The sequence below is a fragment of the Bacillus sp. FSL R5-0585 genome (genome assembly GCF_038004545.1).
GTDB lineage: Bacteria > Bacillota > Bacilli > Bacillales > Bacillaceae_G > Bacillus_A > Bacillus_A cereus.
The window spans coordinates 3611308-3625954 of record NZ_JBBORJ010000001.1; the positions used below are offsets into that span (position 1 = coordinate 3611308).

A 14647-nucleotide genomic window follows, 5' to 3' on the forward strand; every position below is an offset into this window, starting at 1 on the left:
AAATGTTACTATCACATATTATGGGGATGGATTACATTATGTCTATTATAACTTTAGCTCTCTTATTATTAGCCGAAATACTCGTTGCCATTATTCTCATCGGTGTTAGTATTGAGATTTGTAGTTACGGATGGAAAAAATCGAATGGAATAAAATATTCTTGTCTCCTACTTTCACTCCTTCTCGGAACTGCTAGCATACTCGGACTTCTCGCCGCACCTGCTTATTTCTTTATACAATTAACAGAAAAAGCGTTATAAGAAAGGATGTTAATATGATTATCGTGAAAAATATTGAGGGATCCGAAACTTACGTATTACGTCAAAAAATTTTACGCCCCAATCAAACATTAGCAGATTGTAAATATCCTTCCGATTATGAAACAGACACCTTCCACTTAGGCGCATTTATAAACGATGAACTAATTAGTATCGCTTCCTTCTCAAAAGAAATATATCCTGACCTACCAGCCGGGATTCATTATCGTCTACGAGGAATGGCCACATTACCTGAGTTTCGAAACAACCACGCTGGAAGCTCCTTAATTCAGAATGCAGAACAAATCTTACAAGAGCGTCAAGCAAATATGTTATGGTGTAATGGCCGAATTACTGTAACTGACTATTACAAACGATTAGGCTTTCAGGAGCATGGTGAAATTTTTGAAATTGAACCAATTGGCCTTCATAAAGTTTTGTATAAAAAGATATAAGAAAAGCTTTCCTCAATACAGGAAAGCCTTTCTTATATTTCAATCTTCTCTTTTTATTTTTTTCATATATATGTATATAAACAAACTTGGAACTAAAAAACAAGCAAACATAATAAGTCCTGTCATACTAATTTCCTTTATCGAAATATCTGGTGTTACAACGATACAAATAGCTAAAATCCCAATAATAATACCCACCGGAATGAATAATAGCTTCATAAAATAACGACGCGACACTCCGCCCGTATGCTCATACACTTCCACTGAATTTTTCAGATTTAAAAAGTTAATAATTATTATCCCGCCCATAAATACCATTAATAAATCCGAAACACTTTCATATCCTGCCCCTTGCAAGACATAGCGGTAAAAGACGATAGCTAGTATGACGATATTTTGTAAGATGAAAGCTAATCTAATATGTTTTAACCCTTCAATCATTAAACGTTCATCTTTCACGATTTTCATCCTACCACTCCTTTTCCTCCCAAAACAAATCATTCAACGTTTTATCTACTGCATAACAAATTTTTAAACATAAATCTAAAGATGGATTGTATTTCCCCTTCTCAATTAAACTAATCGTTTGCCTTGTAACGCCTACTTTTTCTGCTAATTGTTGCTGTGTTAAATCTAACTGAACACGCGCGACTTTTATTTTACTTACAGCCATTCATGTTCCTGCTACTAAAAATATAGACAAATGTATATTCTTAGAGTATTCCTGCTTCTACGTGCCCTGCCTCGCTAATCACTTGCTACTACAGTTTGCTGTGACACTTCACAGGCGTAAATTCCGATGTAGCCCACCGTACATATATACAATCTATTTACGTTAGTATTGTATATTTTTTTGCTTGTAAAAGGTTGATTGACGCATTTAAATCTCTATCTATTACATTGCCACATTCACATGTATATACTCGGTCAGACAGCTTTAAATCCGACTTTTTTTGACCGCAACATGAACACATTTTAGAAGATGGATAGAATCTGTCCACTTGCCGTAGTTCAATTCCATATTCCCTACATTTCGTTAATAACCATGTTGTAAAAGCATAAAAACATTGTTGCGCTACAGCTTTAGATAGATGTTTGTTCTTCATCATACCTTTCACATTCAAATCTTCTACTACAATAAACGTTGGCTTGGTTTTCACCACATCATTTACAATAGACTTTACATACGCTAATCGAATATTTGCTAGCCTAGCATGTAGTTGTTGCACCCTAAGAATATTTTTGTTTATATTCGCTCTTTTATTAGTAACAGGTTGTTCACCTCTCTTTCTTATATTTTCAAATTTGCGTGATAAAGAGCGTTGTTCACGTTTTAACCGTTTTTCTATCTTTTTTACTTGTACTGTTTTATTTATATTTTTGTGAGTTTTTCCATCGCTACGTACAGCGAAGTCTTTAATTCCCAAATCAATTCCTAGACCTACTGTATTGAGAGTTGCATTTGGTTTTACCTCTTTCACTTCACAGAGTATAGACACATAGTATCTTCCTGCTCTTTGATATACTGTACCACTTTTTACAGTTGTATTTTTTGAAATATATCCATACTCTTTTAACCTTATCCAACCAATTGTAGGGACTTTTACTCTATGTCTTTCTACTATCCAATCTGTTTTGTTGTTTTTCGGAAAGTAGCACTTCACATCTTGCTTCTTCTTTTTTTTATATCGTGGAAACTTAGATAAACCTTTAAAAAACCGCTTAAAAGCTTTATCTCCATTCATAATCGCTTGTTTTACCGCTTTGCTCGACACTTCTTTAATCCACTGGTCACACTCTTTTGTATGAATGTTGTTTAACCATTTGGAAAAGTCATAACCACTAAGAAATTTCCCCTCCGACTCATATACCTCTTTATTTTTAGAGATATACAGGTTATATACATATCGACACACCCCAATAGTTTGACGGATTTTACTAATTTGTTCAGTTGTCGGTTTGATTTCTATTAAATATGCTCTTTTCATAAGTCTTCATCCTCCGACATTTTCTTTTCGTATTTTCTCAACCCATATATTCTACAGCTAAATACATGAATGATAGATATTAAATCCTGAACAAGTTCTTCTTGAATACCCATATATTTCTTATACTGTTCTTCTGTATAATATCTTCTTCCTTTTGGGTTCCGGTAAGCAGGTAAAACACCTTGATTGTCCCACCTTTGCAATGTCTTAACAGAGACATTAAGCATTTCTGAAAATTCTTTCGGTTTATATTGTTTCATAATTACTTTTCACTATATATGCCTACTTTTGTCTATGTTTTTGTTTACTGTTTCTTTCTCCTCCACCCTTATTATAATATATATTCCAATAAGTAATTTATATTTTACATTACTAATTTAAGTTTCACTTTATTATACACAAAAAAGGAGCCCCTCATAAGAAGCCCCCTCTCCTATATTATAAGAATAAATGACATCCAAATAAAATTGTAAATAAGTATAGTAATGGATGTACTTCCATCCCTTTACCCTTCACAATTTTCAAGACTGGATATACTAAAAATCCAATTGCGATTCCATTTGCAATACTAGATGTTAACGGAATACCTATAAAAATTAAAAATGCTGGTAACGCATCTTCAAATTCATTCCAATTAATATCTCGAATGCTTTGTGCCATTAAACTACCTACTATAATTAATGAAGGAGCTGTAATAGCGGCTACACTTGATAAAGAAGCAATAACAGGACTAAAAAATGCCGTTATAATTGTTAGACCAACAACTACAATCCCTGTTAACCCAGTTTTACCACCTGCAGCAATACCTGCTGACGATTCAATCGTCGCTGCTGTTGGGCTTGTTCCAAAGATAGAACCTGTAGTCCCGCCAATTGCATCTGCAATAAACGCTTTACCAAAACGCTTCTCTGTATTGTCTGTAATTAAACCTGCTTGTTTAATTAAACCAAGTAATGCACCTGTTGTATCGAATAAAAGTACAAGTAAAAATGAAAATACAACGCCGTATAATCCGTATTCAATTACATCTGAAAAGGCATTGATTGGGTTTGAAACGATGATACCCTCTGGTAAATGAGGCATCGCCACAATTTTATCAGCAAACTTCAATTGCCCTGTAAAGAAGGCAATAATTCCTGTCACAATCATACTAATAAATAATGCACCGCTCACACGCAATGTCATTAATACCGCCGCTAATATTAAACCAATTAAAGTTAAAATAACAGCTGGAGAATGAAAATCACCAATCGTAACTAAATTAGACGGATGATCCACGATAATTCCAGAAAGGCGCAATCCAATAAAAGCAATAAATAGTCCAATTCCACCTGCAATTGCATGCTTTAAACTATCAGGAATTGCTAAAATTAACTTTTGCCTAAACGAAGTAAAAGATAATAAAAGAAAAATAATCCCCGTTACAAATACAGCTGAAAAGGCAACTACATATGTAATCCCTTCTGCCTTCTGTACAACAGAATAAGCAAAATATGCATTCATTCCCATAGCTGGAGCAATAACAATCGGGTAATTCGCGAAAATCGCCATACCTACTGTTCCAACAACGGTTGCAATAATTGTTGCTGTAAACGCTTGGTCAAATGGTACACCTGCATCAGATAATATTTTTGGATTGATGACAAGAATATACGCAAATGTAAAAAAAGTTGTGATGCCAGCTAAAAACTCTTGCTTCACAGAAGTGTTATATTTTTGTAATTGAAACATGCTTATGTACCCTTCCTACACCTGAATTATTATCACACATTCTTTTTCTTACTAGTATGTGAGAAAATATAATACTTAATCTTAACAATCAATAAAAAGAAGAGTCAATATATTCCCTAATAGTTCGAATTTTAAGTTTAAGTCTGACAAGTACAGATGTAGTACAGTTCATTATGATTATTTTTGTAGCATAACAGATAGAAATGTTTTATAATTTGAAATAGTTAAATATTTAGTAAACGCATTCAAATATCGTTCACTCTACAAGGGGGATTCTTCTTATGCAGCACACAAACAAATCTGGAACTTTAAATCGTGGTTTAAAAGAACGACATATTACTTTAATGTCACTGGGCTCAGCTATTGGCGTTGGGCTATTTTTAGGATCCGCTTCCGCCATTAAACTAGCAGGTCCTTCTATTTTGCTAGGCTATATGATTGCCGGTCTCGTTATTTTTTTTATTATGCGAGCGCTTGGGGAAATGGCAATTGAACAACCTGTTGCTGGTTCTTTTAGTAAATATGCATATGATTATATTGGACCACTCGCTGGTTATATTACTGGTTGGAATTACTGGTTCTTATGGGTTGTTACTTGTATGGCTGAAATTACAGCAGCTGGCATTTACATGCAGTACTGGTTCCCTGATATCCCGCGCTGGACTTGGGCATTACTTGCTCTATTATTAATGAGCGCTTTTAACTTCTTATCGGTAAAAGTATTTGGAGAACTTGAGTTTTGGTTTGCTCTCATTAAAATTGTCACAATTATCTGTATGATAGTAGTCGGAGCTGGTATTATTTTATTCGGATTCGGAAACGGTGGTATCGCTACTGGTATTTCAAATCTTTGGTCACATGGTGGCTGGTTCCCAAATGGATTTTCTGGGTTACTACTCTCCATGCAGATGGTACTATTCGCTTACTTAGGCGTTGAATTAATCGGTGTTACAGCTGGTGAGGCTCAAAATCCGAAGAAAACACTCGCAAAGGCAATTGATAACGTATTTTGGAGAATTCTACTCTTTTACGTTGGGGCATTATTCGTTATGATGGCAATTTATCCATGGAACGAACTTGGTGAGAAAGGCAGTCCATTTGTATTAACATTCCAGCAAATTGGTATCGCAAAAGCAGCAGGTATTATTAACTTTGTCGTATTAACAGCAGCTCTTTCTTCTTGTAACGGTGGTTTATTTAGTACAGGCCGTATGCTATATACATTAGCTCAGCAGAAAAAAGCTCCTGAAAGATTTGGTCGTTTAAATAAAAATGGCATTCCAAGCCAAGGAATTGTAGCAACTGCTATCGTTTTACTAATTGGTGTTATATTAAACTATCTCGTACCTGCAAAGGTATTTACATGGCTTACTAGCATTTCAACTTTCGGCGCAATTTGGACTTGGGGCATTATATTAGTTGCTCAAATTAAATTCCGTAAAAGCTTGCCTACTCAAAATAAACAAAGGTTATCGTATAAAATGCCTTTATACCCATTAAGCTCATATTTCTCACTCGTTTTCCTTATATTAGTATTAGGTATAATGGCGTATTCAGAAGATACACGAATTGCATTGATTGTTGGCCCAATTTGGCTTATCGGCTTAGCAATCGTATATTACATGAAAGGGTTTCATAAGATTGATGAAACACCTAACTCAAAAATTAGTTAAGCAAAACATCCCTTCCTTATTACTTGGAAGGGATGTTTTTATATCTATATAAATATTTCTCAACATAATTCACGGTATTTTTACAATCTTTTAATATTTTTTATGTTTTCCGTCTTTATTTTTACAGAAAAATAAATTACATTATTAAAGCACATATATTTATTATTAGGGGGATTCTTCTATGAAGAATAAAAAATGGATTACATTTTCTTTAGCAACAGCAATTACACTAAGTATAGGGACCTCGTTCATACCGTCTACTTATGCCGAAAGCTCTGTAGACCCAGCTCCTGAAATTGCTGCAAAAGTTGTAAATCAAAACAATGGGAAGAAAGTATTATTTGATAATACACACGGTCAAACTGCTGGGACAGCTGACTGGGTTATTGACGGCGGCTTTTCTGACTTCGGAAACGGCATTGCAAAAAACGGATATCACGTAAAGGAACTTCGTAAATCAACACCTATTACGTACGAAGATTTAAAAGATTACAATGTATTTATCGTTCCAGAAGCTAATATTCCTTACAAAAAATCTGAGCAGGACGCTATGTTACAATATGTAAAAAATGGTGGTAGTATCTTCTTTATTGCTGATCATTACAATGCAGATCGTAATAAAAATCGCTGGGACTCTTCTGAAGTATTTAATGGATATAGACGCGGTGCTTGGGATAATCCAGCAAAAGGAATGTCTAATGAAGAAACAAATTCACAAGCTATGCAAGGAGTAGAAAGCTCTGATTGGCTCTCTGACAACTTCGGTATTCGCTTCCGCTACAATGCACTTGGTGATGTTTCAGCGAAAACAATTGTATCGCCTGAACAATCTTTCGGAATTACAAAAGGTGTTTCGTCTGTAGCAATGCATGCTGGTTCTACTCTGGCAATTACAAATCCAAAACTAGCAAAAGGACTTGTTTACCTTCCAGAAAATCCATCAAAATGGAATAACGCTGTTGATAGCGGCGTTTATAATGGCGGTGGTATTGCAGAAGGCCCATATGCTGCAATTGCAAAAGTAGGACTTGGAAAAGCTGCCTTTATTGGTGACTCTTCTCCTGTTGAAGATGCTACGCCAAAGTACGTTCGTGAAGATTCTGGCCAAACAAAGAAAACTTACGATGGTTATAAAGAAGAAAACGATGCTATCTTATTAGAAAACATCGTAAATTGGTTATCAAATAAAGAGACATTTACAAGTTTAGATCAAGTAAATGGTTTACAACTTGATTCACCTACAGCTCTACAAACATTTGAACAGCCAAGCTTATCAACAGAACCACAACCTGAACCTTGGAGCGCACCAAATGCAGGTTATCAATGGTTTAATACAAATACTTTTAAACCAGGTTCATACGGTTATAACGGTGCGGTAACAACAAGCGACTACGTCGTTACACACCCTAGCATTCTACCAAACAATGAAATTTTCCAAATGAAGATTCAAGTAAACAACTTACTACCTAATACAACTTATAACAACTATTCTTTAGGTATCTTCACTACTGGTGGAACACAAGTGGCTAAAGTACAAAATGCAAACGGCACTTGGCCATCTACTTTCGGATATAGTAGTGCATTTTCTTTCACAACAAACAGCTTAGGCTCTGCTGAGAAAGTTGTAAATGTACAGATTGATTCAAATACAACTGGACAAGCAACGCTTCGTCTACGCCAAAATACAACAACGAAATATAATGAAACTGTAACGATTAATAAGAAATAATAAAAAAGGCAATCCATACATGGATTGCCTTCTTCTCACTTCTCTTCCTTCGAGAAAAACATTCTTGAAATAACGATACCTATACTACCGACGATTAGGAATAACACTGCCCTAATCATCATCGATACCTCTGGTAAGTCAAGTAAGAATAACTTCCCTACCGTTACGACTAAAACGACTAAACCAGCATATAATATTTCATTCATATTTCTATTTCTTCCAAACCAAACCGCAAATAATGCATATACCATCCATAATAACGATACTGATACACTAATTACGCTTCCATCTGTAGATAAAACTTCACCGATTCTCGTAATTGTAATAAATACAATTATCATAAACCAATAGAGCACTATAGAATACATATATTTGCCGAAGCTCGCTAATACTTCTTTCACTTCTCTCATGCAATAATAGAACGTTCCTATTAAAATAAGATGAGCAACAAAGCCTGCCGAAATAAATTGATCAAACGGGCTAAAAATAGTCTGTATCATTCCAATTGCGTAAACCGTCGCACTAACATACAATTTTATCTGTTGTTTTACTTTAATAGAAGTGACCATGCCGAGGAAACCTTGTAATAATAGTACAATCGCTGCATTCACTAAACTATACTCATATAAAATTGCTAAACTAAATGCTCCCATTGCGAAACCAAATAAGAGATTTGTAAATGTAGAATGTCTATTTTTCCTATATTCAAATACGAACATAGCGGCATGCACGATTGCACTAATAATTAATCCCCATGTTGTAAAATCAGGTATTTTTGAAATAGCTAGTATAAAGAACACTGCATTCGCACTAAATATCGCCAAACGTGGCTCTAGTATAAAACTTCTCTCCGTAAACATATGCCAAAATAATAGTAAATGAATCAAACCATATACAATCGTTAACTGTATTTGCAAGTTCTCTACTAACATTGACATAACAGCAAAGAAAACGAAAAGGACAATGGCAGCAACAGCGTAAGAAATCATATATAAGTATTTATAACGATTTTTCAACGCATACCATAATAAACTAAGTGTTAATACTGTCTCATATCCAAAGAAAATATAAGGATTCGGAGTCGTACTATTTAACAAGAATGGTACGAAGAACGCACCGACCGCTACGAAAATAGTGAGATATTCCGATTGATATCTTTTCGCTAAATAAATACCTAAAATAACCCATGCAATATTACAGAGAAACGCGACGCTTGCCGGAATAAATGCATACAAATAATGTGCTGCAAACGTCGTTAGAACAATCCCGGTAATACTTCCTCCAGCTAATACTAATCCTAACGCTTGCCGCTCTCTTTTAATTTGAATATCTCCTATATAATACAACCCGATAGATAATGCGATACCAAACACAATTCGTATCGCTGGTGTTAATAAACCAGCATCTACCCCTGCTTTAAATAACCAGATCACTCCAAGCAACATAATACCGACAAATACACGAGGTAACCACGTTTGACAAAACTTAATAATATTAAATGGCTCTGGTTTAAAAGCAGATATATCTACTTGTTTTACCTCACGTTCTTGCACAGACTCTTTTATCGTAACTATTTCTTCTTTTGGCTTTTCCTCCATTACCGTTTCAATATATTCCTTCTTTTCCTTACTAACATGTTGCTGAGCGTTTTCTACTTCTATTTCCCTTTGCTTCACCTTTAATTCAGCAAGTGCTTCTTGAATCGTTTCAATTGCCGTTTCGAGTGCTTCTATTTTCTTATCCAAATCCTTCTTCATATGCTACCCCCTTATTCGTAACTCTCATTAAACCTATATATTACCAATTATCTTTATCATACTCTTAGTCTATTCATTTTCAATAGTATTTTTCCAAAAAAAGAAAGGTGTCTTCCCAAAATAGGAAAACACCTTTTTACTCATTTATTCTTATTTAAAGCAATACTAACGATGAAACCAAGACACATGCCTATAATAGCTGGAACAATCCACCCAACACCTTCTGTATAAAACGGAATGTATTTTAATACTGACGTCCACTGATTCATCATTACATTTTTATTTAAAATATCAATTGCACTAAATATTGCTACAATCCAAACAGTTACTGCATATACGTATGCATACTTCCCAATATACTTATGGAATAACCCTAGAATAATAAGCGTTAATGCAATTGGATAAATAAATCCAAGAATTGGTACTGATACTTTTAAAATTTGCGTTAATCCTAAATTAGCTAAGATCATACTAACAACGCTTACTATAAATGCCCACACTTTATAAGATACTTTCGGAAATGCACTCGCAAAAAATTGACTACAAGACGTAACAAGTCCAATTGAAACACATAAACACGCGATAGTAAAAATAAGACCTAATAAAACGACTCCGCCCTGTCCAAATAATGTAATCATAACTTGTGCTAACACTTTCGCACCGTTATCAAATGTTCCTAATGAGCCACTAATTGCCCCCACATATCCAAGGATGACATAAATAATAGATAATAATAGTCCTGCCCCAATTCCAGCAATACTCATATATTTCGCTAAACCTTTATCATCTTCAATACCCTTTGCACGTAATGCATTTGCAATAACAATTCCAAAGATTAAAGCAGCTAACGCATCCATTGTTAAATATCCATCTAAAAACCCTTGAAACATAGGAGCTTGTCCATAGTTCCCTATTGGTTCTTTCATATCTCCTACCGTTGTAAACATACTCTTTATAAAAATGAGTGCAATCATACATAATAATAACGGCGTCAATACTTTTCCAAACAACCCCATTAATTTAGATGGGGATAAACTTAACCAGTAAACAATACTAAAGAAAATAACTGTGTAAAACAATAATAATCCGTTTCCTGTTTCAGGGAATAACTGACCTGGCCCCATTTCAAAAGCTAAACTTCCCGCACGTGGTATACCAAGCCCAGGTCCAATAAATACATACACGATACATGGAAAAATAATTGCAAATGAAGAATGAACCCTACCCGCTAACGTTTGAAAACTTCCTGCTTTTGCAATAGAGATAACACCTAATATAGGAAGACCTGTTGCTGATATAATAAACCCTACTAATGAAATCCAAACATGTTCTCCTGCTTCATACCCAAGGAAAGGTGGAAATATAAGATTCCCTGCTCCAAAGAACATAGAGAATAACATAAGGCTAATAAGTAAAATTTCTTTTTTCTGTAACAATTTCATTTCTTTCTCCTTCTTTAATTTCATCTTTTATGAAATCAATTTCACATATAAAAAAGTACAATAACCCGCTTCCTTACAAAGAAAACATAGTCCATAGTCTATCACAAAAGAAACACCCATTCTATAGCTATTCCTCTTTTCCAATTTCTTCTGAAAAATCAACCTTTATTGACTTATAATAGTTAATAAGGTAAAATATTAAATGTACAAAATTATTAACTTTGTTTTTGTTTGTGTCAGGAGGAAAATAACATGGAATCAGCGATACAACTAGAAAGAGAACAACAAAGAAAAAAGAAACATCCTCCAGGTTTATACTTACTCTTCTTTACAGAAATGTGGGAAAGATTTAGTTACTATGGATTACGAGGATTATTAACATTATATTTAACGACAGCTTTAGTAAGCGGTGGTCTTGGGTTTAGTCCCGCATGGGCACTCTCTATTTACGGATTTTACACTGGAGCCTGTTATTTCACACCAATGATTGGTGGATACTTAACAGACCGTTTTCTAGGTAGACGAAAAGCAATCACAATTGGTGGTATAACAATGGCAATCGGTAACCTTACACTATTTGCCTTGCAAAACCAATTAGGCCTATACCTCGGATTAGCGCTTATTATTATCGGTAACGGATTCTTCAAACCGAACATCTCTACACTGGTTGGAGAATTATACGAAGAGAACGATCCAAAACGTGATAGTGCATTTACCATTTTCTATATGGGTATTAACGTCGGTTCATTTTTAGCTCCACTCGTTTGCGGATTTTTATCAGAAAATTTATTCAAAACAACAGTTGATGGCGTTGTACATTACGGATTCCGTTACGGTTTCTTAGCCGCTTCAATCGGAATGATCATTGGACAAATTTTATTTACAACACTATCAAATCGCTTCCTTGGTAATATCGGTAAAAAACCAACTCGCGATTTACAAACAGCTGCTGGACAACCATCAGTAGGAGATACACCATTAACAAAAAAAGAAAAACAACGTACCGCAGTTATCGTCATTTTAACATGCTTCGTTGTCTTCTTCTGGGCTGGATTTGAACAAGCTGGTAGCTCATTAACATTATATACAAACAAATTTGTAGACCGCTCTGTGTTCGGATGGGAAGTTCCAACATCTTGGTTCCAATCGGTCAATCCATTATTTATTATTTTACTTGCTCCAGTCATTTCTGCATTATGGGCAAAACTTGCAACTCGCAAGCAGGGTGATTTAAAAATCCCAACTAAAATGGGACTTGGTATGATCTTGCTCGGTATTGGTTATATCATTCTCGTTATCGCTACATTAAAAACAGGTAGTGATGAACATAACATTACAGAAAAAGCAAACTTACTGTTTATCGTCTTTACGTATCTTTTCCATACGTTAGGTGAGCTATTCTTATCACCTGTCGGACTATCAATGGTTAGTGCGCTTGCTCCGGTAAAATTAGCATCTTTACTAATGGGTGTATGGCTAGCAAGTTCAGGTATCGCCAACATTTTAGGCGGACAACTTGCAAGCTTCACAACTTCACTTGGATACGCTGAAGTATTCACAGTTATTGGCGCTGTGGCAATTGTACTAGGCTGTGTTTTATTATTAATTTCTAAAAAATTAGTGAAATGGATGGATTAAAAAAGATGAGGAATTTCTCCTCATCTTTTTTTATGCTGTTTTACCTTTTTCAATTGCTTGTTCGTACAGCTCTTTATGTTCTTTATATTCACTTGGTACGAAACTCTTATAGAAGAATGAGAACCAGCTGTCTCCCTTTTTATACCCTTCTTCTCGAATTTCCGCTGCTTTTTTATTCGATTTAAATCCTTCAGTAAACCATTTCTTTAACAATTCATTTCTTTCATACTTAGCAGGAACTTTTAAATCATAGTTTTCAAATGCATACTTATAGCCAGCCTTTTCTACTGCCTTTTTTGTAGACTTATAGCCTTTTTCATACGCTGTTTCATATGCCTTCACGTATACTTCTTTCTCTCTATTTCCAGGATTCTTTTCAGCTAGTTCTTTCCCTGTCTTTTCCCCTAACTCAGCTTGCTCTTTTTCAATTTTTTCTGTTCTTTCTTTATTCCCTACTTTGAACCCGTCTGCAAAGTTTACCTTAAACTCTGGAGCAACCTGACTATCGTCCATCGTCTCTTGTGCTAAACCTTGTTCTTTTCCTGTTTCAAAATGCGTTTTCTTCTGCTCTTCTAAAGACCATGCGGCTGCATAAGTCGTTTTAAACGCTTGTTTATATGCATCAGATTTTCCAGCTACATGTACTTCTGCATCATTTTTTCCTGCTTTAAAATCAGTTTCTCCATTCTTTTGACCTTCAAGTTGACCTTTTTCCATATCAGCTTGGCGCTGCGCTTCCTCTTGCTTACGTGCCTCTTCAGCTTTTCTTTGTTCCTCGGCTACACGTTGTCTCTCTTCTTCAGCTTTACGCTGTGCTTCTGCAGCACGTTGTTTTTCAGCCTCAGTATTGCGCTGTGCTTCTGCTTGTCTCTCAGCTTCTACAGCACTATTATTATTCTGGCTAGGAGCTGGGCTCGTTGCACCACTACTAGAAGCTGGTTTATTGTGATAATGATATTCCCCGTACTGTAATCCCCATTTCTCACAATTTGTACGACACGTATGTCCTCCATTAGCATCTGTACGCCCTGGATGCGCATAAGCTGAAATTGGAGTTACCAATAACGCTATACTCGTTGTGAAAAGAAGTTTCTTCACCTGTTGTCTCACTCTTGTTCCTCCCCAAAATAGAATTCTAACTTTATTATACATAAATAGAAGAATGTTTAAATACAAACCAAAATATTCTATTATTTCTCAACATTAGTAAAAAAAGAAGGTGAACTCTTTAAAGAGTTCACCTTCTTTTTTTACTTCTTCGCCTTCGTTCCTACTAAATCACCAGCAACAACATAACGCTTAGAATTATCCTTTACAGATACACATGTAATAAGCGTTATCTCATCTTTCCCATGATCCTCTACAACTTCCCACTTATCAGGAGTTACTTCAGATACACCAGTAACCGTATACTCATATTCATTTTCATTGTCATACAAATAAATTTTATCGCCTTTTTTCAAAGAAGCTATATCACTAAATAAAACACCTTTTTTAGACATGTTATGTCCTGCTAGTGCGTAATTTCCTTTTCCCATAACTTGATTCTCTTTTACTGTCGCTGCACCTGATAATAAGTTTTTTTCAGTAGAAGCTTTCAAAACAGGCAGTTCTACTGAAACACTTGGAATCGAAATACGACCGATTACTTGTTTCTTATCTAATGATGCATTCGCTACTTCCGCCAAGTCTGGTTGATTAATTTTGGAAGCATCTACAAATTCCGTCTCATGCTTTTCATAATCCATCTTTTGAACAGCCTGCACATTTTCAGTCTGTTTCTTTTCAGCCTGATATCCATCATAAAATGGCTTTCCAATTAACACGCCACCTACAACAAATAGAAGGATTGCTACTATACTATAAATTCTTTGCTTATTCATATACAATTCCTTTCCCTTACAAAATCTTACTCTATATAAAATGATAAAATAATATCGCCATATGTACAAGTATTAGCTGAAAAGAAACCTTCTT

Annotated in this window: 14 protein-coding genes; 5 read left to right on the forward strand and 9 right to left on the reverse strand. The window is 35.1% G+C overall.

Annotated features, from left to right (window positions below; all coding sequences use genetic code 11):
- The first annotated feature begins 2 nt into the window (after window positions 1-2).
- Window positions 3-260, forward strand: coding sequence for a DUF4022 family protein (locus MKY38_RS18760; RefSeq protein WP_000926991.1), 258 nt, complete (start codon window positions 3-5; stop codon window positions 258-260).
- A 14-nt stretch (window positions 261-274) separates the two neighbouring features.
- A complete protein-coding gene (locus MKY38_RS18765; protein ID WP_000587680.1) occupies window positions 275-712 on the forward strand; it encodes a GNAT family N-acetyltransferase in 438 nt (145 codons plus the stop codon).
- 39 nt (window positions 713-751) lie between these two features.
- On the opposite strand, the gene MKY38_RS18770 is transcribed toward MKY38_RS18765, so the two are convergent.
- The 5 genes from MKY38_RS18770 to MKY38_RS18790 form a co-directional block, all read right to left on the reverse strand.
- On the reverse strand, window positions 752-1180 hold the full coding sequence (locus tag MKY38_RS18770; RefSeq protein ID WP_000706629.1) for a hypothetical protein: 429 nt from the start codon (window positions 1178-1180) through the stop codon (window positions 752-754).
- A 1-nt stretch (window position 1181) separates the two neighbouring features.
- Window positions 1182-1385 carry a helix-turn-helix transcriptional regulator gene (locus tag MKY38_RS18775; RefSeq protein ID WP_000301183.1) on the reverse strand — a complete coding sequence of 68 codons (204 nt, stop codon included), beginning with the start codon at window positions 1383-1385 and terminating at the stop codon, window positions 1182-1184.
- A 157-nt stretch (window positions 1386-1542) separates the two neighbouring features.
- Entirely contained in the window at window positions 1543-2700 is a 1158-nt protein-coding gene (locus tag MKY38_RS18780; RefSeq protein WP_078385511.1) for an RNA-guided endonuclease InsQ/TnpB family protein, read from the reverse strand.
- Complete coding sequence (locus MKY38_RS18785) at window positions 2697-2960, reverse strand: MerR family transcriptional regulator (protein WP_025710075.1); 264 nt, start codon at window positions 2958-2960, stop codon at window positions 2697-2699. Before MKY38_RS18785 ends, MKY38_RS18780 begins: the two co-directional genes overlap by 4 nt.
- 178 nt (window positions 2961-3138) lie before the next feature.
- Window positions 3139-4431, reverse strand: a complete 1293-nt coding sequence (locus MKY38_RS18790) for an NCS2 family permease (RefSeq protein ID WP_000487192.1) — start codon at window positions 4429-4431, stop codon at window positions 3139-3141.
- A 281-nt stretch (window positions 4432-4712) separates the two neighbouring features.
- Between MKY38_RS18790 and MKY38_RS18795 the strand changes: the two genes are divergently transcribed.
- Both MKY38_RS18795 and MKY38_RS18800 read left to right on the forward strand, forming a co-directional pair.
- Window positions 4713-6104, forward strand: coding sequence for an amino acid permease (locus MKY38_RS18795; RefSeq protein ID WP_001164898.1), 1392 nt, complete (start codon window positions 4713-4715; stop codon window positions 6102-6104).
- Window positions 6105-6285: 181 nt separating this feature from the next.
- Window positions 6286-7833, forward strand: a complete 1548-nt coding sequence (locus MKY38_RS18800) for a DNA-binding protein (protein ID WP_065223116.1) — start codon at window positions 6286-6288, stop codon at window positions 7831-7833.
- Window positions 7834-7868: 35 nt separating this feature from the next.
- Here MKY38_RS18800 and MKY38_RS18805 read toward each other — a convergent pair whose 3' ends face one another.
- Together MKY38_RS18805 and brnQ1 are read right to left on the reverse strand one after the other, a co-directional pair.
- Window positions 7869-9590: a DUF2339 domain-containing protein gene (locus MKY38_RS18805; protein ID WP_065223117.1), complete on the reverse strand. Its 1722-nt coding sequence runs from the start codon at window positions 9588-9590 to the stop codon at window positions 7869-7871.
- Window positions 9591-9730: 140 nt separating this feature from the next.
- Entirely contained in the window at window positions 9731-11032 is a 1302-nt protein-coding gene (gene brnQ1, locus MKY38_RS18810) for a branched-chain amino acid transport system II carrier protein BrnQ1 (RefSeq protein ID WP_065223118.1), read from the reverse strand.
- 252 nt (window positions 11033-11284) lie between these two features.
- On the opposite strand from brnQ1, the gene MKY38_RS18815 reads away from it, so the two are divergent.
- A complete protein-coding gene (locus MKY38_RS18815; RefSeq protein ID WP_000443143.1) occupies window positions 11285-12670 on the forward strand; it encodes a peptide MFS transporter in 1386 nt (461 codons plus the stop codon).
- A gap of 30 nt (window positions 12671-12700) precedes the next feature.
- On the opposite strand, the gene MKY38_RS18820 is transcribed toward MKY38_RS18815, so the two are convergent.
- Both MKY38_RS18820 and MKY38_RS18825 read right to left on the reverse strand, forming a co-directional pair.
- Entirely contained in the window at window positions 12701-13780 is a 1080-nt protein-coding gene (locus tag MKY38_RS18820) for a YHYH domain-containing protein (RefSeq protein ID WP_341049412.1), read from the reverse strand.
- 140 nt (window positions 13781-13920) lie between these two features.
- Window positions 13921-14553, reverse strand: a complete 633-nt coding sequence (locus tag MKY38_RS18825) for a class A sortase (protein WP_001041727.1) — start codon at window positions 14551-14553, stop codon at window positions 13921-13923.
- Window positions 14554-14647 lie beyond the last annotated feature (94 nt).